General features: G+C 72.9%; 15 protein-coding genes. 2 read left to right on the top strand and 13 right to left on the bottom strand.

Annotated features, from left to right (window positions below; all coding sequences use genetic code 11):
* Window positions 1-8: 8 nt before the first annotated feature.
* The 6 genes from ACGWYJ_RS12125 to ACGWYJ_RS12100 all read right to left on the bottom strand — a co-directional run bounded on the left by ACGWYJ_RS12125 (window position 9) and on the right by ACGWYJ_RS12100 (window position 7,682).
* Window positions 9-1,340 (bottom strand): WD40 repeat domain-containing protein, encoded by a 1,332-nt coding sequence (locus ACGWYJ_RS12125; RefSeq protein WP_395105999.1) that lies wholly within the window; start codon window positions 1,338-1,340, stop codon window positions 9-11.
* Between the two features lie 45 nt (window positions 1,341-1,385).
* Window positions 1,386-1,565 (bottom strand): hypothetical protein, encoded by a 180-nt coding sequence (locus ACGWYJ_RS12120; RefSeq protein ID WP_395105998.1) that lies wholly within the window; start codon window positions 1,563-1,565, stop codon window positions 1,386-1,388.
* A gap of 264 nt (window positions 1,566-1,829) precedes the next feature.
* Window positions 1,830-3,221 (bottom strand): acyl-CoA synthetase, encoded by a 1,392-nt coding sequence (locus tag ACGWYJ_RS12115; RefSeq protein WP_395105997.1) that lies wholly within the window; start codon window positions 3,219-3,221, stop codon window positions 1,830-1,832.
* 109 nt (window positions 3,222-3,330) lie between these two features.
* On the bottom strand, window positions 3,331-3,750 hold the full coding sequence (locus ACGWYJ_RS12110; RefSeq protein ID WP_395105996.1) for a nuclear transport factor 2 family protein: 420 nt from the start codon (window positions 3,748-3,750) through the stop codon (window positions 3,331-3,333).
* 48 nt (window positions 3,751-3,798) lie between these two features.
* Window positions 3,799-5,628, bottom strand: coding sequence for a hydantoinase B/oxoprolinase family protein (locus tag ACGWYJ_RS12105; protein WP_395105995.1), 1,830 nt, complete (start codon window positions 5,626-5,628; stop codon window positions 3,799-3,801).
* Window positions 5,625-7,682: a hydantoinase/oxoprolinase family protein gene (locus tag ACGWYJ_RS12100; RefSeq protein WP_395105994.1), complete on the bottom strand. Its 2,058-nt coding sequence runs from the start codon at window positions 7,680-7,682 to the stop codon at window positions 5,625-5,627. The genes ACGWYJ_RS12105 and ACGWYJ_RS12100 overlap by 4 nt, the downstream gene beginning before the upstream one ends.
* Window positions 7,683-7,824: 142 nt before the next feature.
* Here ACGWYJ_RS12100 and ACGWYJ_RS12095 point away from each other — a divergent pair, with 142 nt between their 5' ends.
* Complete coding sequence (locus tag ACGWYJ_RS12095; RefSeq protein ID WP_395105993.1) at window positions 7,825-8,199, top strand: FKBP-type peptidyl-prolyl cis-trans isomerase; 375 nt, start codon at window positions 7,825-7,827, stop codon at window positions 8,197-8,199.
* Here ACGWYJ_RS12095 and ACGWYJ_RS12090 read toward each other — a convergent pair.
* Together ACGWYJ_RS12090 and ACGWYJ_RS12085 are read right to left on the bottom strand one after the other, a co-directional pair.
* Entirely contained in the window at window positions 8,192-9,121 is a 930-nt protein-coding gene (locus tag ACGWYJ_RS12090; RefSeq protein WP_395105992.1) for a carbon-nitrogen hydrolase family protein, read from the bottom strand. The genes ACGWYJ_RS12095 and ACGWYJ_RS12090 overlap by 8 nt on opposite strands.
* Window positions 9,118-9,816, bottom strand: coding sequence for a carbon monoxide dehydrogenase subunit G (locus ACGWYJ_RS12085; protein ID WP_395105991.1), 699 nt, complete (start codon window positions 9,814-9,816; stop codon window positions 9,118-9,120). Before ACGWYJ_RS12085 ends, ACGWYJ_RS12090 begins: the two co-directional genes overlap by 4 nt.
* A 282-nt stretch (window positions 9,817-10,098) precedes the next feature.
* Between ACGWYJ_RS12085 and ACGWYJ_RS12080 the strand changes: the two genes are divergently transcribed.
* Window positions 10,099-10,953 (top strand): polysaccharide deacetylase family protein, encoded by an 855-nt coding sequence (locus tag ACGWYJ_RS12080; RefSeq protein ID WP_395105990.1) that lies wholly within the window; start codon window positions 10,099-10,101, stop codon window positions 10,951-10,953.
* Window positions 10,954-10,968: 15 nt separating this feature from the next.
* Here ACGWYJ_RS12080 and cutA read toward each other — a convergent pair whose 3' ends face one another.
* The 5 genes from cutA to ACGWYJ_RS12055 form a co-directional block, all read right to left on the bottom strand.
* Window positions 10,969-13,380, bottom strand: a complete 2,412-nt coding sequence (gene cutA / locus ACGWYJ_RS12075; protein WP_395105989.1) for an aerobic carbon-monoxide dehydrogenase large subunit — start codon at window positions 13,378-13,380, stop codon at window positions 10,969-10,971.
* A complete protein-coding gene (locus ACGWYJ_RS12070) occupies window positions 13,380-13,868 on the bottom strand; it encodes a (2Fe-2S)-binding protein (protein ID WP_395105988.1) in 489 nt (162 codons plus the stop codon). Before ACGWYJ_RS12070 ends, cutA begins: the two co-directional genes overlap by 1 nt.
* Entirely contained in the window at window positions 13,865-14,734 is an 870-nt protein-coding gene (locus ACGWYJ_RS12065) for an FAD binding domain-containing protein (RefSeq protein ID WP_395105987.1), read from the bottom strand. Before ACGWYJ_RS12065 ends, ACGWYJ_RS12070 begins: the two co-directional genes overlap by 4 nt.
* Window positions 14,731-16,209 (bottom strand): uracil-xanthine permease family protein, encoded by a 1,479-nt coding sequence (locus ACGWYJ_RS12060; RefSeq protein ID WP_395105986.1) that lies wholly within the window; start codon window positions 16,207-16,209, stop codon window positions 14,731-14,733. The genes ACGWYJ_RS12065 and ACGWYJ_RS12060 overlap by 4 nt, the downstream gene beginning before the upstream one ends.
* A gap of 168 nt (window positions 16,210-16,377) precedes the next feature.
* Entirely contained in the window at window positions 16,378-18,099 is a 1,722-nt protein-coding gene (locus ACGWYJ_RS12055; RefSeq protein ID WP_395105985.1) for a PucR family transcriptional regulator, read from the bottom strand.
* Window positions 18,100-18,507: the final 408 nt, after the last annotated feature.

Raw genomic sequence — 18,507 nt, 5'->3', positions numbered from 1 at the left:
CATAGCGATCATGGTCGGCCCGCCGTCGGCAGGCGGACCAGGTCGCCGTCCTGGATCGCGGCCAGTTCGGCGGCGCGCGGATGGTGGCGCCGGGGGTGGAAGCCGGGGACGGAGGCGGTGCGTTCACCGGTGGAGGGGTCCCAGATCTGGAGGCCCTCGTCGCCGTCCGAGTAGAGCCGCCGGCCGTCGGCGAACAGGACGTCTCCGGACGGACCGGGGAAGGTGAGGGTCTCGGTGCCCGTCGAGGCGTCGAAGACGCGGACGCCGTCCAGCAGCGTCTCGTCGTCGGACCCGATGCCGAAGACGGCGACCAGGCTCTCGGAGACCCAGCACACCGGCCTGTTCCAGGCGTAGTCGCGCACGCAGAGGGAGCGGCGGGAGGGGCCGTCCTCGGACTCGAAGGGGTTCTCCTCAAGCCAGCGGCGCAGATCCCAGACCGTCGTCCCGACCCCGGGGTAGCCGAGCCTGCCGTTGTCCGCGATCCACCGGCCGTCCGGGGAGATCCGCAGCGCGCCGTGCCAATAGGTGAGGTGGTGCTCCCCGCGCCGTCCCTCCGGATCGTCTTGGCGGGTGGCGTCCCGTGCGGTGAGGAGGTCCCCCGTGGCCGGGTCGGAGACGTCCAGGCGGTTGCTGGCGGTGCGGTGCACCATGACGTCGCGCCCCTGGTGCGTGGCGAAGGCGAGCGCGAAGGGCATGATGTGGGTTCCGTAGTGGCCGCCGTCGAGGGTCATGGTCGTCCGGCCGGTCCGGAGATCGACGACGGCTCCCCGGGAGCCGTGGTCGTTGACGACCGCCGCGTACCGCCCGCTGCGCGACACGTGCAGGTGGGGACGCAGCCTGAGGGAGATCTCGACGCGGCGGGCGGGCCTCTCCACCGTGTCGTCCGGGACGCTCACCGTGGCGAGACGCTGGAACCGGCCGCTGAGGGCGTCGAAGCGGACGAGGTCGCGGCGTCCGGTGAGGAAGAGGTAGGCGGCGCCGTCCGTGCCGGGCAGCGCGGCCCAGTCGAGCGGGCGGCGGAGGGCGGGCGGCAGGCGGAGGCGGGCCGGTTCGCCCCGGTGCCCTTCGGGGCGCTCCCGGATCTCCGGCCGTCCCCGCCAGCCGACCATGCCGGTCTCGTCCTCCTCGGCCCGGAACGCGCAACCCTCGCAGACCACCAGGAGTTCGGGTGCCGTGCCGGCGCGGTCGCACGTCCGGCAGCACAGGTCGTACTCGATGCCGCGCCCGGTGAGGACCCGCACGTACTCGATGTCGTCGGGTGGTCCGTCGGGGCCCAGCAGATGGCGGCACAGGCGCACGCGGCTCGCGCGGGCGACATGCCCGCAAGGAAGTACGTCCATCGCCTTTTCCTCCTCGACGGCTGATGCATAGACGCCTCCCGTGTTCTAACGGGGACGCCAGCGGACGACCTCGTCCTCCTGGACGGCGGCGAGTTCGCCTGTGCCTGGGTGGCGCCGTTCGGGGTGGAAGCCCGGGACGGTGCCGGTGCGCTCGCCGGTGTAGGGGTCCCACAGCTCCAGGCCGCCCTCGCCGGCGGAGTGGAGCCTGCGGTCGTCCGCGAACAACGCGCGGCATGGTGAGGTTGCCCTCGTCGTCGACCCGCTCCGCGCAGCCCTCGCACACCTGGACGAGCTCCGGGCCGGCCTCGGTCTTGTCGCACTCGACGCAGCACAGGTCGTACTCCATGCCGCGCCCGGTGAGGACCCGCACGTACTCCACGTCGTCCGATGGCTCCCGCCCCTCAGGGCCGAGCAGGTGCCCGCACCTCCGGCTGGTACTCGCATGGGCGACATGGCCGCACGGGAGAACGTCCATCGCCCCGATCCCTCCTAGCCGCCGTTGAGGCGGGCCTTCACCACTTTGCCCATGGCGTTGCGGGGAAGCGCATCCACCAAATGAACGATCCTTGGACGCTTATGTGCCGAGAGGCGTTCGGCGACGAAGTCGATGAGCTCCTTCTCCCCGGCGCCTTCGGCGACCACGTACGCGGTGACCCGCTCGCCCAGATCCGGGTCCGGTGTGCCGATCACGGCGGCCTCTCGTACGGCGGGGTGGGCCAGCAGGGCGTTCTCGACCTCGCCCGCGCCGATCCGGTAGCCGCCGCTCTTGATGAGGTCGGTGGACGCCCGCCCGACGATGCGGTGCCAGCCGTCCGGTCCGATGGTCGCGATGTCGCCGGTGCGGAACCAGCCGCCGGTGGTGAACGACGCGGCGGTCGCCTCGGGACGGTCGAGGTAGCCGTCGAACATCATCGGCGCGCGGACGTGCAGCTCGCCGGGCGTCTCCCCGTCCGCGGGCACGGGCGTGCCGTCCTCGGCGGCCAGGCGGGTCTCCACTCCGGCGAGCGGCAGCCCCACCTGCCCGGGACGGCGGTCGCCGGACGCGCGGGCGCTGATGGTGATCAGGGTCTCGGTCATCCCGTACCGCTCGACGGGACGGTGCCCGGTGAGGTCCGCGAGCTTCTCGAACACCGGGACGGGGAGGGGCGCGCTGCCCGAGACCAGGAGCCGCGCCCCGCGCAGGGCGCGCGCCGAGTCCGGGTCGGCGCAGACGCGGGACCACACGGTCGGGACGCCGAAGTACAGCGACCCGCCCGCCGCGGCGTACGCCTCCGGCCGGGGCCGTCCGGTGTGGACGAGCGGCGAGCCCACGCGCAGCGCGCCCAGCACCCCCAGCACCAGCCCGTGGACGTGGAACAGCGGGAGGCCGTGCACGAGAACGTCGTCGGGCGTCCACTCCCAGGCGTCGGCGAGCGCGTCCAGTCCCGCGGCGATCGCGGCCTGCGAGATGAGGACGCCTTTGGGCGCGCCGGTCGTCCCGCTGGTGTAGAGGATGAGCGCGGTCGTCTCCCCTGACGCCTGCACGCCGCCGGGACTCGACGGCGGCAGGTCGTCGACGGGGACGAGCGGCGGCTCCCCCTCGCCCGGCGGGTACGCGCCGCGCGCGGCCAGGAGCAGGCTCGCCCCTGAGTCGCGCAGGATGTGCGCGCGTTCGTCCGGTCCCGAGTCGGGCGGCAGCGGGACGACGGGGACGCCCGCGAGCAGTCCCCCGACGACGGCGACGACCGTCTCCAGGGACGCGGTGGCGTGGACGGCGACCGACCGGGCGCCGCCGATCTCCGCGGCGACCCCGGCGGCCCGTTCCATCAGCTCCGCGCGCGTCACCTCGCGCTCCCCGACCCGCACGGTCTGGTCGCCGGGGCCGTCGCCGAGCAGGTTCATCGTGCGTCCCTTCCGTCCGGCCAGGCCATTACGGCGCCATTGTGCTCGACCGGTGGCGGTGGGCGGAATGCCGGCGGTGGCGCCCTCACATTAGTGCGAAGGCCGGACCTCAGTCGTGGGTGCGTTGCCAGCGCAGGGAGATTCGCATGGTCGCGAGGCGCCACCCGTCCGGTGTGCGGGTCAGGGTGTAGTCGACACGCAGACCGGAGGTCTGGAACAGCTCCCCGCCGGGCCGGTAGAAGTACACGACCTGGTTCGCCGCCAGCGTCGCGCCGTCGCCGTCCACGGCGACGGCGAAGTCGGAATGGGCGTGGAAGGTGCGCTGGTCCCGCGGGCTGGTCTCGCGCAGATGCTCCAGCACCTCCTCAAGTCCCCGGTAGACGCCGGACGGGCTGTGGACGAGGACGTCCTCGGCATAGAGGGCACGGCCGTCGTCGGTGTCGAACCCCCGCTCGTCCAGCCAGGCGCCCAGGCGCACGGCCAGGTCGACGATCGCGTCGCGGTCGGTCAGGGTCGCGGATCCTCGCATCACAACTCCATGGGTGGGACCAATGTTGGTGATACCAACGAATATACCTCACCCTTCCGGCCACCCTTCCCGCCCGTCGACCTCCGCCGACGTGCGGCCGCCCGAGAGGGACGGGTAACCGGGGCCGCGGTCGAAGAACGGCGGCTCGCCGCGTTCGGCCCGCATCCGCTCGCGGAGGGCGTCGGTGGCGTCCTTGTCGTAGGAGCCGCCGTCGATGACCACGCCGTAGTCGTCGCGGGCGCCGTCGACCGACACCTTGCCGTCGCGCACGTCATCGGCGACCCGGGCCGGGTCGCGGTTCAGGGGGTCGCCCCAGCCGCCGCCACCCGTGGTGCGGATGCGGATGACCTGGCCGGCCCGCACCGGCTGGTCGTCGACCAGGCCCTCCATCTCCTCGCCGTCGACGTCCACGCGGAACGGACGGCCCGCGCGGCCTCCGTTGACGCCCCAGCACGACAGGATGGAGCGGTCGGCGATCGACATGTAGTGCGCGTCGCGGAGCATCCGCAGGTGCTTGTCGTAGCCGAGACCGCCGCGGAACTCCCCCGGCCCGCCCGAGTCCTGGGCCAGGCCCAGCCTCTCCACGACGAACGGCCAGCGGGCCTCGGCGAACTCGGCGGGAATGTTCCGCGAGTCGGGGACGATGTGGATGGTGTCCTCGCCGTCCGCGTAGGGCCGCCCGCCCGACCCGCCGCCCAGCACCTCCCGCATGAGGTACGGCCCGCGGTCGTCCTCGCCGTACACGCCGGTGTAGCGGATCGTCTCCTGGTCGGCCGGCATCCGCCCGCCGGTGGCCTTGGCCAGGACCCCGGCGAGGACGCCGAGGAGGCGGAGGATGACGAACGTGCGGGCGTTGGTGGGCGCCGGGAAGACAGGGGTGAGCAGGGTGCCCTTCTCGGGGAAGCGCATCTCGATCAGCGGGACGACGCCCTCGTTCACGTCCAGCTCGGCCGCGCGTTCGGGGGTGTCGGCCAGGTTGCGCAGGATGGGCGCCAGCCACTTCTTGAGGAACACCCCGTCGGCGTAGTCGCCCGCGTGGTTGATCGGGCCCTTGGCCTGCGGGGACGTCCCGGTGAAGTCGATGATCAGGGGGACGTCGGCCGCGTTGTCCACGGTGAGGGTGATGCGCTGCGTGTGCAGGCGGGGCGGGTCGACGCCGTCGTGCTCGGCGTAGTCCTCCCACACGTACACCCCGTCGGGGATCTTCGACAGCAGCTCGCGGCGGAACGTCGCGGTGGTGTTGTCGATGATCGCGTCGAAGCACTCCTCGACCGCCGCGCGCCCGTAGCGGGCGAACAGCTCGGCGAGCCTCCGCGCGCCCATCAGGCAGGCGGAGCACTCGGCGTCCAGGTCGCCGGCCAGGGAGTCGGGCATGCGGGAGTTGCGGGTCATGATGGTCAGCGCCGCCTCGTTCGGCACGCCCCGGTCCCACAGCTTGATCGGGGGCACCATCAGGCCCTCCTCGAACGCGCTGCGGGCGTGGCCGGGCATCGACCCGGGCACGGCGCCGCCGATGTCGTCGTGGTGCCCGAACGCCTGGACGAACGCCACGACCTCGTCCTCATGGAACACCGGGACGGTGACGCACAGGTCCGGCAGGTGGCCGATGCCGCCCTCGGACAGGTACACGTCGTTGTGGAAGAACACGTCGCCCGGCCGCATCGTCTCCACCGGGAAGTCGCGGGCGACGGGGTGGACGAGCGCCGAGTACGAGCGGCCGGTGAGCTTGCGCAGCCGCCGATCGTGGATGCCCGCGCGGAAGTCGTGCGCGTCCCGGATCATGGGTGACCGGGCGGTCCGCGCGATGGCCGTCTCCACCTCGCGCTCCACCGAGGCGAGCGTCCCCTCCACGATCTCCAGCAGCACGGGATCGGTCATCGCGCGGTCACCACCAGGTTGCCGTAGGGGTCGGTCTCGGCCTGGAAGCCGGGGTGCAGGGGCAGGGTGGACCCGAATTCCTGGATGACCGCCGGCCCCTCGACGACGTCCCCCGGGCCGAGGCGGGCGCGGTCGTGGACGGGGGTGTCCGTCCAGCCCTCGCCGAAGTGGACGGGACGGGTGCCGGTCAGCGAGGGGCCGCCGTCTCCTCGCGGACGCTCCCGGAGGCGGGGGCGCGGGATGGGGCCGATCCCGGAGACGCGGAAGTTGACCCACTCCACCGGATGCCGGTCCGGGTCGTCGCGGTAGCTGTAGCCGTACAGGGACCGGTGCGCGTCGTGGAAGCCGCGCAGCACGTCCGAACGGAACTCCTCCGAGACGGGCCCCGCCGGGGCGGGGACGCGCACCTCGAACGCCTGGCCGTAGTAGCGCAGGTCGACCGAGCGGACGTAGCGGTGCGCGGACGCGGGGAAGCCCTCGCGGTCCAGCGCGGCGGCGGCCTCGGCCTCCAGGCCCTTGAAGATCTCCGCCATGGCGGCCAGGTCCAGCTCGGTGTCGCGCATGACGCGGGTGCGGACGTGGTCGTTCTTCACGTCCACGGTGAGCAGGCCGAACGCCGACAGGTTGCCGGGGTCGCGCGGGATCACGGCGGCGGGCAGGCCGAGCACGTCCAGCAGGCGGCAGGCCAGCAGCGGCCCCGAGCCGCCGAACGCGACCAGCGGGTAGTCGCGGACGTCCAGGCCGCGCTTGACGGTGATCTGGCGGATGGCGTTGGCCTGGTTCCAGACGGAGATCTCCAGGATGCCGGTGGCGGCGCGTTCCAGGGTCAGGCCGAGCCGCCCGGCGAGGGACTCCAGGCCACGGCGCGCGGCGGCCACGTCCAGGGGGATCTCCCCGCCGAGCAGGTGCGGCGGGATCCGGCCGAGCACGGCGTGCGCGTCGGTGACGGTCGGCTCGGCGCCGCCGCGCCCGTAGCAGAGCGGGCCGGGGTCGGCCCCGGCGCTGCGCGGGCCGACCTTCATCGTGCCCTCGGGGGACGTCCAGGCGACCGAGCCGCCGCCCGCGCCCACCGTCACGATGTCGATCATCGGGATCTTGACGGGATGGCGGCCGATCGACCCCTCGGTGGTGAGCGTGGGCTCGCCGTCCAGCACCACGGCCACGTCGGTGGAGGTGCCGCCGCCGTCCAGGGTGACCACCGAGCGGCGCCCGGTGCGGGCCGCCACGAACGCCGCGCCGAGCGCGCCCGCGGCCGGTCCCGACAGCACGGTGGTGATCGGCTGCCGGACGACCTCCTCGGCGGACAGCACGCCGCCGTTGCTCTTCATCACATGCAGGCGGGCCGGGGCGCGCTCGGCGATCCGCGCCAGGTAGCGCGACATCACCGGTTTGACCGCCGCGTCCACCAGGGTCGTGACCGAGCGCTCGTACTCCCGGTACTCGCGCAGCACCTCGCACGACAGCGACACCACCGCGTCCGGGTGCTCGCGCCGCAGCACCTCGCGCATCGCCAGTTCGTGGGACGGGTCGGCGTAGGAGTGCAGGAAGCACACGCCGATCGCGCCGATCCCCTGCTCCCGGAACCAGCGCGCCGCCGCGACCGCGCCCGCCTCGTCGAACGGGCGCAGCTCCGCGCCGGTGTGGTCGAGCCGCCCGCCGACCTCGCGCACCCGGTGGACGGGGACGATCCGCGGCGGCTTGACCCAGAAGTAGGAGTTGCCGTAGCCGTCGGGGACGCTCTGCCGGGCGATCTCCAGCACGTACCGGAACCCCTCGGTCGTGATGAACCCGAGGTCGTCGATCCGGTCCTCCAGGAGCGTGTTGGTCGCGACCGTGGTGCCGTGCGACAGCGCGGTCACGTCGGCGCCGCCTCCGCCCGGCCCCGCCGCGTGCGCGGCCAGCACCTTCCGCACGGCGGCCAGGAAGCCCTCGGCCGGGTCGGACGGGGTGGAGGGGGTCTTGGTGGTGACGATCTCACCGGTGTCCTCGTCCAGCGCCACGACGTCGGTGAACGTCCCGCCGGTGTCGATGCCGAGCCTCAGCCTCCGTGCCATGACCTGAGGTCTACCGGACGCCTCCCGCGGCGCGAACCGTCGCAATCTGCCAATCAGCGGGTCGTTCTTTGGCGACTCGCGCGGCCCACTAGGCTGGGCGGACTCCTTTCGCAGATCCCGACGACACCGCTGGAGCCCGCCGATGGCGCTTGAACGGCCCGAGATCGACTTCCCCGAGGGGGAGCCGCCCCGCTATCTCGACATCACCGACATCACCGAGGGCGACGGGCCCGAGGCGGTCAAGGGCTCGAAGGTGTCGATGCAATACGTGGGGGTCGCGTTCTCCACGGGCGAGGAGTTCGACGCGTCCTGGAACCGTGGCGCCACGCTCGACTTCGAGCTGGGCTCCGGCCACGTGATCAAGGGCTGGGACATGGGCATCCAGGGCATGAAGGTCGGCGGGCGCCGCAAGCTGGTCATCCCGCCGCACCTGGCCTACGGCAGCCGCAGCCCCAGCCCGGCGATCAAGCCCAACGAGACGCTGATCTTCGTGGTGGACCTGGTCGCGGTCAGCTAGCGCCGTTCACCCGCCCCGGCGGCCCGCCGTGCGGGAACGCGGTCTCCGCCGGGGCCACCAGGTCGGAGGCGTGCTTCTCGTACAGCGCCAGGTTGCGCTCGGCGAGATGGTCGAACCCGTGCGGGACGGACGAGCCCGGCGTCAGCGACCCCATCGCGGTGCCGGGGTCCAGGCGGGCGGCGGCCCAGCCCTCGTGGCTGGCGGCGCGCGCCACGACCTCGGCCACCGGCGTCACGATCAGGGAGTTGCCGAAGTACAGCGTCCCGGCGGGGTCGGCGCCGACCGCGTTGGCGCCGACGACGTACACGTGCTCGTCGTAGGCGCGGGCGCGGCAGGTCAGCTCCCAGATGTCGGCCGAGCGCAGCAGCGCCGAGGGCCGGCAGATCAGCTCGGCGCCCCGCACCGCCTGGATGCGCCACAGCTCGGGGAAGTCGCCGTCGAAGCAGATCGCCATGCCGATCCGGCCGAGGTCGGTGTCGGCGACGCAGACCTCGGAGCCGGGCGTGGTCCAGCCGCCGCGGCGGACGTCCTCGACGCGGAACGGGTGGGTCTTGCGGTAGACGCCGAGCACGCCGCCGTCCGGGCCGATGAGGACGGCCGAGTTGTAGACGGTCCCGGGGTCGGGCCCACGTTCGTAGGTGCCGAGGCACAGGTGCACGCCGAGGTCGCGCGCGGTGTCCTGGAACGGTTCGGTGACCGGGCCGGGGACGTCCGAGACCAGGCTCCACAGGTCCTCGGCGCCCATGCCCGGGTCGAACCCCGTCGTGCACGTCTCGGGCAGGACGATCAGCTCGGCGCCGGTGCTCTCGGCGCAGCGGCGCGTCCAGGCCGTGGCCTTGCCGATGTTGTCCTGGACGGAACGGGCGGTGAGCGGTCCGGGTACGGGCGCCAGTTGGACGGCGGCCGCGGTGAAGGGCCTCATGGTCTCGCTGCCTTCCTGAGCGTCGAGCGTCGCCCTAGGACGTACCCGATGACGACGCCCGCCAGCGCCACCGCGCCGCCTGAGGCGAACGCGGACAGCGTGGGGACGGGACGCGCGGCCCGAGGCTCCCCCATGTAGACGGCGCCCGGCCGCGGCGGCTCCACCGGCTCGCCGATCGGCGGCGCCTCCCCGCCTCCGGCCCGCGCACGCGCGGGCATGCGGACGATCTCGGCGCCGGCCTCCTCGGCGATCATCCCGGCGGCGGTCAGCGACCGCTCGACCGCGGCGAAGAACTCCCCCGCGGTCTTGCGGGCGACCGAGCCGAGCATCCGCTGCCCGACCCCGCCGATCATCCCGCCCACGACGGCGTCGGCGTCGTAGTCCACGCGGGTGCCGTCCTCGGCCGCCGACAGCCGGACGCGGACGGTCGCGTCGACCGTTCCGGGCGCGCCCCGTCCCCGCGCGCGCAGCACGAACGAGCGCGGCGGGTCGGGCTCGGCCAGCTCGACACTTCCTACATAGGTTCCTTTGATGGACGCGACTCCGGCCGAGACCGTCATCCTGTAGGCGTCCCGGCCGGTGGCCTCCAGGGAGTGGCAGCCGGGGATGGTCCGGGCCAGGACGGCCGGATCCTGCAACGCGTCCCACACGCGCGGCGGCGGCGCGGCGATGGTGGCACTGCCGGTGACCTTCATGCTCCATCACTGTGGGGGGACGACCCCCCACACCCCCCGCCTAGAAACAGCATCATGCCCTCGCTTCGCATCGGTCATGATGCGACTCTAGAGAAGCCTGGACCGCGCGCCGTACGGCAACATGTGCCAGGTACACGCCCGGTGTTGGTCAGATACGCCCTGTCCGGTCCCTATAGGTGAAGAATGTCCTCGCACGGATCGCGTGATCAAGGCGAACTCCGCGTCGCTTCCGCGCGTCATCCGATGCGACGCCCTTGATGAGGTGGACGGAGAAGGCGGCTGATGCGAGGGACTTTGCCCGTGGTGGCCTCGGTGGTGGCGGGCGTGATCGGGGTGGCGGCCGGAACCTGGCCGACGTTGCGGGCACAGGCCGCCGACGAGGGCCCCTCCATGCGCACCCAGCTCGCCACGGTGCTGGCGGACCAGCGCTGGGCGATGCCGAAGGCGGGCTCGTGGACGCCGCCGAAGGCCGCGCCGGACGGGCTGCCCCCGGTGATCCGCCGGATCACCACCCAGGACAAGGTGGTCTTCCTGACCATCGACGACGGCTACGAGTACGACCCCGAGTTCGTGAACCTGGTCCGCAAGCACCGGGTGCCGATCCTGACGTTCCTGACCTCGACCTACGTGAAGGGGCAGGGGCAGTACTTCTGGGCGTTGCGCAACGCCGGGTCGCGGATGGAGAACCACACGGTCAACCATCTGAACATGGCGATCCAGACGCCGGAGAAGCAGAGGCAGGAGATCTGCGAGGCGTCCGACACCATCGCCAAGCAGTACGGGCGGCGCCCGCAGATCTTCCGGCCGCCGTTCGGGAGCTTCAACCAGACCACGCGGCAGATGGCCAAGGCATGCGGGATCAAGTCGATCCTGCTGTGGTCGGCGGAGTTCTACAACGGCACGTCCGGTCCCGGCGTGGGCTTCAACGGGTTCGCGCGGGGCGACGGCGGCACGGGCTTCCGGCCCGGCGACATCGTGCTGATGCACTACCGCAAGGGACTCGCGCAGCAGTTCCAGATGATCCTCACCTGGATCAGGCAGCAGGGTTTCCGTCCCGCCGCGGTCGAGAACTACCTGCCCAAGTCGCTGGGCGGCAACGCGCCCGACCAGCCCGCCTCCCCCGGCAAGGCCGAGTAGAGGCGAAGGCGGAGGTCAGCGCGCGGCCGCCCGCGAGGCCCTCGCCGTGTGCAGGGACGCGTCGTCGCGGGCCCGCAGCCGCAGCTCGAACAGGTCGTCCGGCGACATCGGCATGGACGTGACGCGCAGGCCCTCCGCGTCCTCGACGGCCGAGGCGATCACGGCCGACACCGGGATGACGCCCGCCTCGCCCGCGCCCTTGATGCCGAGCGGGTTGAGCGGCGACGGCGTCTCCAGATGGCCGGTCCGGATGCGCGGGATCTCCGTCGCGTACGGCATGAGGAAGTCCATGAACGAGGCGTTGAGCAGCTGACCCGACTCGTCGTAGGCCATCCGCTCGTACAGGGCGCCCGCGATGCCCTGCGCCACTCCCCCGTGGATCTGCCCCTCGACGACCATCGGGTTGATGAGCCGGCCGCAGTCGTGCACGACCGCGTACCGCAGGATCGCGACCTCGGCGGTGTCGGGATCGACCTCGACGACCGCGGCGTGCGCCCCGGACGCGAACGTCGAGCGGACGGGCGAGTAGTAGCCGCGCCCCTCCAGTCCGGGCTCCTCGCCGGGCGCCACGGGCGGCCGGTCCGGTGACGCGGCCGTGGCGAACTGGGTGGCGCGCCCAGCCTCCTCGTCGAACGCGTACCGCAGCGGGTTGGACAGCACGGCGACGGTGCGCAGCGGAACGGCCGACGACCGGTCCCCGCGCACATGCACCACGCCGTCGGTGATCTCCAGGTCCGCGGGGTCGGCCTCCAGCGCCTCGCCCGCGATCCGCAGCGCCTTCTCCCGCACCTTGCGGCAGGCCAGCGCGATCGCGTTGCCGCTCATCACGGCGGCGCGGGACGCGAACGTGCCGACCGCGTACCCGAACCGCCGGGTGTCGCCGGTGGTGACCCGCACGTCCTCGATCGGCACGCCCAGCTCGGACGCGGCGATCTGCGCGAACACCGTCTGGTGGCCCTGCCCCTGCGAGGTGAGACCGGTGGAGACGTGCACCCGTCCGGAGGAGTCGATCTCGACGTGGCCGCCCTCGTAGGGGCCGACGCCGGTGCCCTCCACATAGCAGCCGATGCCGATGCCGAGCCGGCGGCCGGACGCGGCGGCCGAGGCGCGCTCCTCCTCGAACCCGTCCCAGCCGATCAGCTCCTTGAGCTTGCGCAGCAGCTCCGGGTAGTTCCCCGAGTCGTAGACCAGCGGGCGGCCGTCCTGGAACGTGAGCCCCTGGTCGTAGGGGAACTCGCCGGGCTGGATCAGGTTGGCCTCGCGCACCTCCGCCCGGTCGCGTCCCAGATGGTCGGCGATGCGGTCCATGGTGCGCTCCATGCAGAACACGCCCTGCGGGCGGCCCGCGCCCCGGTACGGGGTGACGATCAGCGTGTTGGTGTAGAGGCTGCGCACCTCGGCCCGGTACGCGCCGATCTTGTACGGGCCGAGCAACTGGGTGGACGTGACGATCGGGATGATGATCCCGTACGGGGTGTAGGCGCCGTGGTCGTGCAGGATCCGCACGTCCAGGCCGAGCACCCGGCCCTCGTCGTCGAAGCCGACCCGCACCCGCTGGAGCTGCCCGCGCTCGTGCGCGGACGCCACGAAGTGCTCGCGCCGGTCCTCGGCCCACTTCACCTCGCGGCCGAGCAGCCGCGCCGCCCACGGCACCAGCACCTCCTCCGGCCACGGGTGGACGATCTTGACGCCGAAGCCGCCGCCGACATCGGGGGCGATCACCTCGACCTGTCGCGGCGCGAGGTCGAGCTTGGCGGCGATCGCGGCGCGCACGCTGGTGGACGCCTGCGTGGAGCTGTAGACCCGCAGCGTCTCGTCGTCGGCGTCCCAGCGCGCGTACACGCCGCGTCCCTCCAGGGGCATGGACGCGCTGCGCTCGATGTCGAGACGGAACTCCAGCACGTGCGGGGCCGCCGCGATGGCCGCGTCCACGTCCCCGGTCTCCTGGAGCAGGACGCCGCCGAGATTGCCGGGGACGTCGTCGTGGACGAGACGGTCGGCGCGGTCGGCGGCCTCGATCCCGACGACGGGGGGCAGCGGCTCGTACTCGACGGCGATCCGGTCGACGGCGTCCTCGGCCAGGTAGCGGTCCGCCGCGACCACCATCGCGACCGGCTCCCCGACGTGCCGGACCACGTCCCGCGCGAGCGGGTACCCGGTGCGGCCGTGGGTGAGGGACGGGTGCGGGATGAGGAGCGGCAGCGGCTCCCCCACCCGACCCGGAAGGTCCTCCCAGGTGTAGACGGCGACCAGGCCCTCGACGTCCAGGGCCTCGGTCACGTCGATGTCGACGATGCGCGCGTGCGCGTGCGGCGACCGGACGAACGCCACCGCCAGCGCGTCGTGCCCCAAGTCGTCCACGTACCGTCCCTGGCCGGTGAGCAGCCGCGGGTCCTCGCGCCGCACCACGCCTTCCCCGAACCCCATCAGGACTCCTCGTCCATCAGGTCGGCGGCGCGATGCACCGCTTTGACGATGTTCTGGTAGCCGGTGCAGCGGCACAGGTTGCCCGAGATGCCCTCCAGCACCTCGTCCTCCGTCGGGCGGGGATTGTCGCGCAGCAGCGCGGTGACCGTGCAGAGGAAGCCCGGCGTGCAGAACCCGCATTGCAGGGCGTGGCATTCGTGGAAGGCGCGCTGGACGGGTGAGAGCGTCCCGTCCGGCCCGGCCAGGCCCTCGACGGTGGTGATCTCGTGGCCGGAGGCGGTCACGGCGAACATCAGGCACGACCGCACCGGCTCGCCGTCCATCAGGACCGTACAACAGCCGCACACGCCGTGCTCGCAGCCGACATGCGTGCCGGTCAGCCTCAGGTCGTGGCGCAGCAGGTCCGACAGCAGCCGGCGCGCGGGGGCCCGCGCCGTCCGGTGCACGCCGTTGACGGTCAGCGCGATCTCGAAGGTCTCCTCGGTCATCGTGCCTCCCGTTGGACGGCGTCGCGGGCCGCGGCGCGCAGGGCGCGTTCGGTGAGCACGCCCGCCAGATGGCGGCGGTACCCGGCGCCGGCGTGGATGTCGCCGTCGGGGTCGAGGCGCTCGCGGGCGTACGCGGCGACGGCGGACCAGTCGCCGGTGCGCGCCGCCGACTCCGCGGGCTCGGACAGGTCCAGGACGAGCGGGACGCCCGCGACGCCGAGGTATCCGGCGCGGGCCGAGGTCACGCGCAGGTCGTCGTCCAGCGCGACCACGGCCGCGACGCCCGCCAGGGCGTAGTCGCCGTGCCGCCTGGCCGTCTCGGCGAACGCGGTGCCGGTGAGCCGGGGCGCGGCGGGGAAGAACGCCGACAGGGCCAGCTCGTCCTCGTCCAGGCACGACTCCAGCGGCCCGGTGAACAGGTCGGCGGCGGCGACGGCGCGGCGGCCCCCGGCCGAGGCGACCTCGACCGTGCCGCCGAGGACGGCCAGGACCGCGGGCAGCTCGGCGGCCGGGTCGGCGTGCGCGAGGCTGCCCACGACCGTGCCGCGGTTGCGGATGACGGGGTGGGCGACGTGCCGCAGCGCCTGCCCGATCAGCGGCTGGACGGCGGCGGCCCGCTCGTCCCGCTCCACCCGCGCGTGCCGGGCGAGGGCGCCGACCCGCACGCCCTCGCCGGTGACCTCCACGGTGTCCAGACCGGCCACGCCGTTGATGTCGACGAGCCGGGCGGGCGCGGCCAGGCGCATGTTCAGCAGCGGGATGAGGCTCTGCCCGCCCGCGAGGACCTTGGCGCCGCCGCCGGCGAGCGCGTCCAGGGCCTCCTGGGTCGTGCACGGCGCGCGGTAGTCGAACGGCGGCGGCTTCACGGCCGGGCGTCGCCTCCCCCGGCCTCGGGCGCCGCGGTCCCCGACGGATCGAGCGGGGCGGCCGCCTCCGGGGGCACGACCCCGGAGATCCGGTCGGAGATCTGCCGGAGCAGGTGGTAGCCGGCCAGGACCACGATGGTGCCGAGCGCGATGCCCTCCAGCGTGAAGTCCTCGTTGATCTGGTGCACCACCGGTCCCACGGCCAGGATGATGCCCGCGCCGGCCGGGACCATGTTGACCGGGTCGGCGAAGTCCACCCGGTTCTCGATCCAGATCTTGGCGCCGAGCAGCCCGATCATCCCGTACAGGATCACCGTGACGCCGCCCAGCACGCCGCCGGGGGTCGCGGCGACCAGCGCGCCGAACTTCGGGCACAGGCCGAACAGGATCGCGATCACCGCGGCGATGTAGTACGCGGCGGTGGAGTAGATGCGGGTGGCGGCCATGACGCCGATGTTCTCGGCGTAGGTGGTGGTGGGCGAGCCTCCGACGGAGCTGGTCACCATGGTGCCGACGCCGTCGGCGACGATGGTGCGGCCGATCATCGGGTCCAGGTCGGTGCGGGTGATCTCGCCGACCGCCTTGACGTGCCCCGCGTTCTCCGCGATCAGCGCGATCACGGCGGGCAGCACCAGCAGGATCGCCGACAGCTTGAAGTCGGGGGCGTGCGTGGAGGGGAACCCGAACCAGTCGGCGCTCTCCACACCGGCGAAGCTCACCCGGTCGTGCGCGAACGCGGTGGCCACGCAGTACGGGCCCTCGGGCTGGCACGCCTGCCCGGCCGCGTCGCGCAGGTTCTGGCCGGGCAGCACCGAGGTGACCTGCCCGACCGTGAGGTCGAGGATCCACGACAGCACGAACCCGAACACCAGTCCCAGCAGGATGGCGATCCGGCCGATGAACCCGCGGAACACCACCATGACCAGGAAGACGAACACCATGGTGACCAGGGCGACCCAGTGGTCCTGCGGCCAGTAGGTGTCGGCGACCACGAACGCCAGCCCGAACCCGATCAGCATGACCACGGCGCCCGTCACCACGGGCGGGAACACCTGGTGGATGACCCGGACGCCCAGCACGTGGATCAGCACGCCGCACAGCGCCAGCACCGCGCCGGCGACCAGGATCGCGCCGGTCACCCAGGCGTCGGTCTGCGCGCTGTCGACCCCGGCGCGGATCGCGAACACCCCGCCGACGAACGAGGCGCTGGTCCCCAGGTAGCTGGGCACCCTCCCCTGGACGATCAGCAGGAACAGGATGGTGGCGACGCCGGACATCATCACCGCGAGGTTCGGGTCCAGCCCCATGACGAGCGGGAACACGAACGTCGCGCCGAACATCGCGACCACGTGCTGGGCGCCGATGCCCGCCGTGCGCGGCCAGGACAGCCGTTCGTCGGGTGCGACGACCTCCCCGGGGGGCGGTGTCTTCCCGTCGCCGTGCACCTTCCAGCCGAACCTCAGCCCGTTGGCCATCCGTGCCCCTCCCCAGGAGTGCCCGCGCCGTGCCGGGTTCCGGTCGGCCCTGGCACGGCTTTGCGCGCAACCTAAGGCGACCCAGGTCAGCAGGCATCGGCGAGTTTTGCCAAAGCACCTCCCCTGCGTTGGGAGACGATGTGCGGTCGCCGGTGTAACGCCTCGCCGTCAGATGCCGCGCATGCGCAGCACGTGCAGCGCGAGGGTCAGGTTGAGGCGAAGGTGGGCGTCCTCGGTGAACGGGCCGAGCATCCGTTCCAGCTTCCCGATGCGGTACCGCAGGGTGTTGTAGTGGAAGTGCAGTCTGCGGGCCGTCTCGGCGACGTTGAGGTTGGTCTCCAGCAGCACCTGCAGCGTGCGGCGCAGGTCCACCAGTTCCGGCTCGTCGTCGGAGGCCAGCTCGCCCAGCGTCTCGCGGACGAACGCGTGCAGCTCACCGGCGTCGGAGACCAGGCTGAGCAGGCGGTAGACGCCGAGCTGGTCGAAGTGGGCGCGGGCGCCCGCGCCGTGGAGCTGCCGCCCGACCCGCACCGCCTTGACCGCCTGCTCGTACGCCTCGGGCAGGGCGGCGGGCGAGCGCACGGTACGGCTGATGCCGGTGGAGAAGGTGCGGCGGTGCTCGGAGAACACCGCGGCGGCCTCCTTGACGATCGACTGGACGGGGCCGCCGGAGAGGGCGGCCGCGTCGTCCCCGTCCGCGCCCACGACGGCGACGACCTCGTGCGCGAAGCTGGCCACCGCCGCGCCCCGGTCGTACCGGCGCACCGCCGTGGTCCACGCGGCGGCGAGCCGTTCCTGCGCGGAGCGTTCCTCGGCGCCGCGGCCCGCCTCCCCGCGCATCGGGTCGCGCCCCTGCTCGCCCCGCGCCCCGTCGCGGGCGCGGTCGGCCTCGCGCGGGCCGTCGGACCCGCGCGGACGTCCGTCCAGCTCGGCGACCAGCACCATCATGGGGCGGTCCAGATCCCAGCCGAACCCGGCGCAGTGCGCCACCACCCGGTCGTCGTCGCCCGCCCGTCCCGACAGGATGTCGCGCAGGAAGTCGGCGCGGTACTTGCTCTCGACCGCCGCGACCGCCTGCTGCTTGGTCACCACGAGCGCCGCGACGGTGGCGGCGCGCTCCAGGATCGTCTGGTCGGCCTCGCGCAGCGTCCCGCTCGGGCTGTAGGCGACGATCCTGCCGTGGTCGAACCCGCCGGCGACGACGGGCACCACCAGGTGGTCGCCGTCACGGGACGGGCCGCGGCCCAGCGCGCGCATGGCCTGGATCTGCTCCTCGGGGCCGGAACCGGCCAGCACGCGCTGCTCCCCGTCCAGCGCGACGACCGCGACCTCCAGTAAACCGGCGACCTCGTCGACGACCTCCTGCAGCCCGCCGCCGCACAGGACGATCTGCAGCAGCGCCCGGTGCACCTCCTCGGTGCGGGCCAGCACCGCGGCCTGCCGGTTGAGGATGTCGGTGAGCACCTGGTTGAGGATGTCGTCGAAGCCGACGTCGTCGGGCAGCAGGATCAGCGGGAAGCCGCGGCGGTCCGCCTGCTCGATCATCTCGGCGGGCAGCGAGTCCAGGTAGCGGCCGAGCTTGACGCCGAGCGCGGCCAGGCCGCGCTCGTCGAGGTCGGCGACCAGGTTGTCCAGGGACTGCGGGGTGTTGCGCAGCGGGTAGCCGGTGGTCAGCAGCAGTTCGTTCGGCTTGACCCACGCCAGGATGTCGGGGACCTCCATGACGTTGAGCCGCTGCACGATGCGGCCGAGGCCGCTGCGGCCGGCGATGAGCCTGGCGCCCTTGAGGGTGGAGACGCCCAGGACCTCCCCGACCGGCAGCCCGTAGGTGAGGGTTCCCGTACTGGCGAGTCGCAGGGCCGGTGGGCCCGGGTCCACGGGGACTGGCATCAGATGACTCCCAACTGGGTCGGCTCCGGCGGCGGGTTCTCCGGCCGCCGGCGTGCGCGGGCGGGGCCCTGGTGGGGTCCGGTCCGCTGGGCCGGGGTGCCGTCCCGGCCCATGGTGTGATCGCACGCGTGGTCGGACGCGTGGTCGGACACGCCTCTGCGCGGTGAGCGGGGACGAGGGACGAACCGTGGGAAGGGGGGAAGGCGAGGACGCTCGAAAGGCCGCCATCCCGCGGCGGGCAGTCGCTGCTGACTCACGGGAACGGTCACCTCGCTCCTTGGTGCTGACATCGCCCCGACGGGCGTGATCGCTACCGCTGCTCGATCAACACTGACAACAAAGACGAAGGATGACAACCAGGCTTGGCAGTTTTCTCCATACGAGACGCCGTGTGCAGGGCCTTACGGT

The organism is Actinomadura sp. SCN-SB (genome assembly GCF_043906805.1).
GTDB lineage: Bacteria > Actinomycetota > Actinomycetes > Streptosporangiales > Streptosporangiaceae > Spirillospora.
Note: the sequence above shows the minus strand (reverse complement) of the source record. Positions and strands in the feature narration are given on the sequence as shown.

Coding starts and splice junctions, on each gene's coding strand:
- ACGWYJ_RS12125 (WP_395105999.1), bottom strand. CDS start 1,340: ATGGACGTACTTCCTTGCGGGCATGTCGCCCGCGCGAGCCGCGTGCGC.
- ACGWYJ_RS12115 (WP_395105997.1), bottom strand. CDS start 3,221: ATGAACCTGCTCGGCGACGGCCCCGGCGACCAGACCGTGCGGGTCGGG.
- ACGWYJ_RS12110 (WP_395105996.1), bottom strand. CDS start 3,750: ATGCGAGGATCCGCGACCCTGACCGACCGCGACGCGATCGTCGACCTG.
- ACGWYJ_RS12105 (WP_395105995.1), bottom strand. CDS start 5,628: ATGACCGATCCCGTGCTGCTGGAGATCGTGGAGGGGACGCTCGCCTCG.
- ACGWYJ_RS12100 (WP_395105994.1), bottom strand. CDS start 7,682: ATGGCACGGAGGCTGAGGCTCGGCATCGACACCGGCGGGACGTTCACC.
- ACGWYJ_RS12095 (WP_395105993.1), top strand. CDS start 7,825: ATGGCGCTTGAACGGCCCGAGATCGACTTCCCCGAGGGGGAGCCGCCC.
- ACGWYJ_RS12090 (WP_395105992.1), bottom strand. CDS start 9,121: ATGAGGCCCTTCACCGCGGCCGCCGTCCAACTGGCGCCCGTACCCGGA.
- ACGWYJ_RS12085 (WP_395105991.1), bottom strand. CDS start 9,816: ATGAAGGTCACCGGCAGTGCCACCATCGCCGCGCCGCCGCCGCGCGTG.
- ACGWYJ_RS12080 (WP_395105990.1), top strand. CDS start 10,099: ATGCGAGGGACTTTGCCCGTGGTGGCCTCGGTGGTGGCGGGCGTGATC.
- cutA (WP_395105989.1), bottom strand. CDS start 13,380: ATGGGGTTCGGGGAAGGCGTGGTGCGGCGCGAGGACCCGCGGCTGCTC.
- ACGWYJ_RS12070 (WP_395105988.1), bottom strand. CDS start 13,868: ATGACCGAGGAGACCTTCGAGATCGCGCTGACCGTCAACGGCGTGCAC.
- ACGWYJ_RS12060 (WP_395105986.1), bottom strand. CDS start 16,209: ATGGCCAACGGGCTGAGGTTCGGCTGGAAGGTGCACGGCGACGGGAAG.
- ACGWYJ_RS12055 (WP_395105985.1), bottom strand. CDS start 18,099: ATGCCAGTCCCCGTGGACCCGGGCCCACCGGCCCTGCGACTCGCCAGT.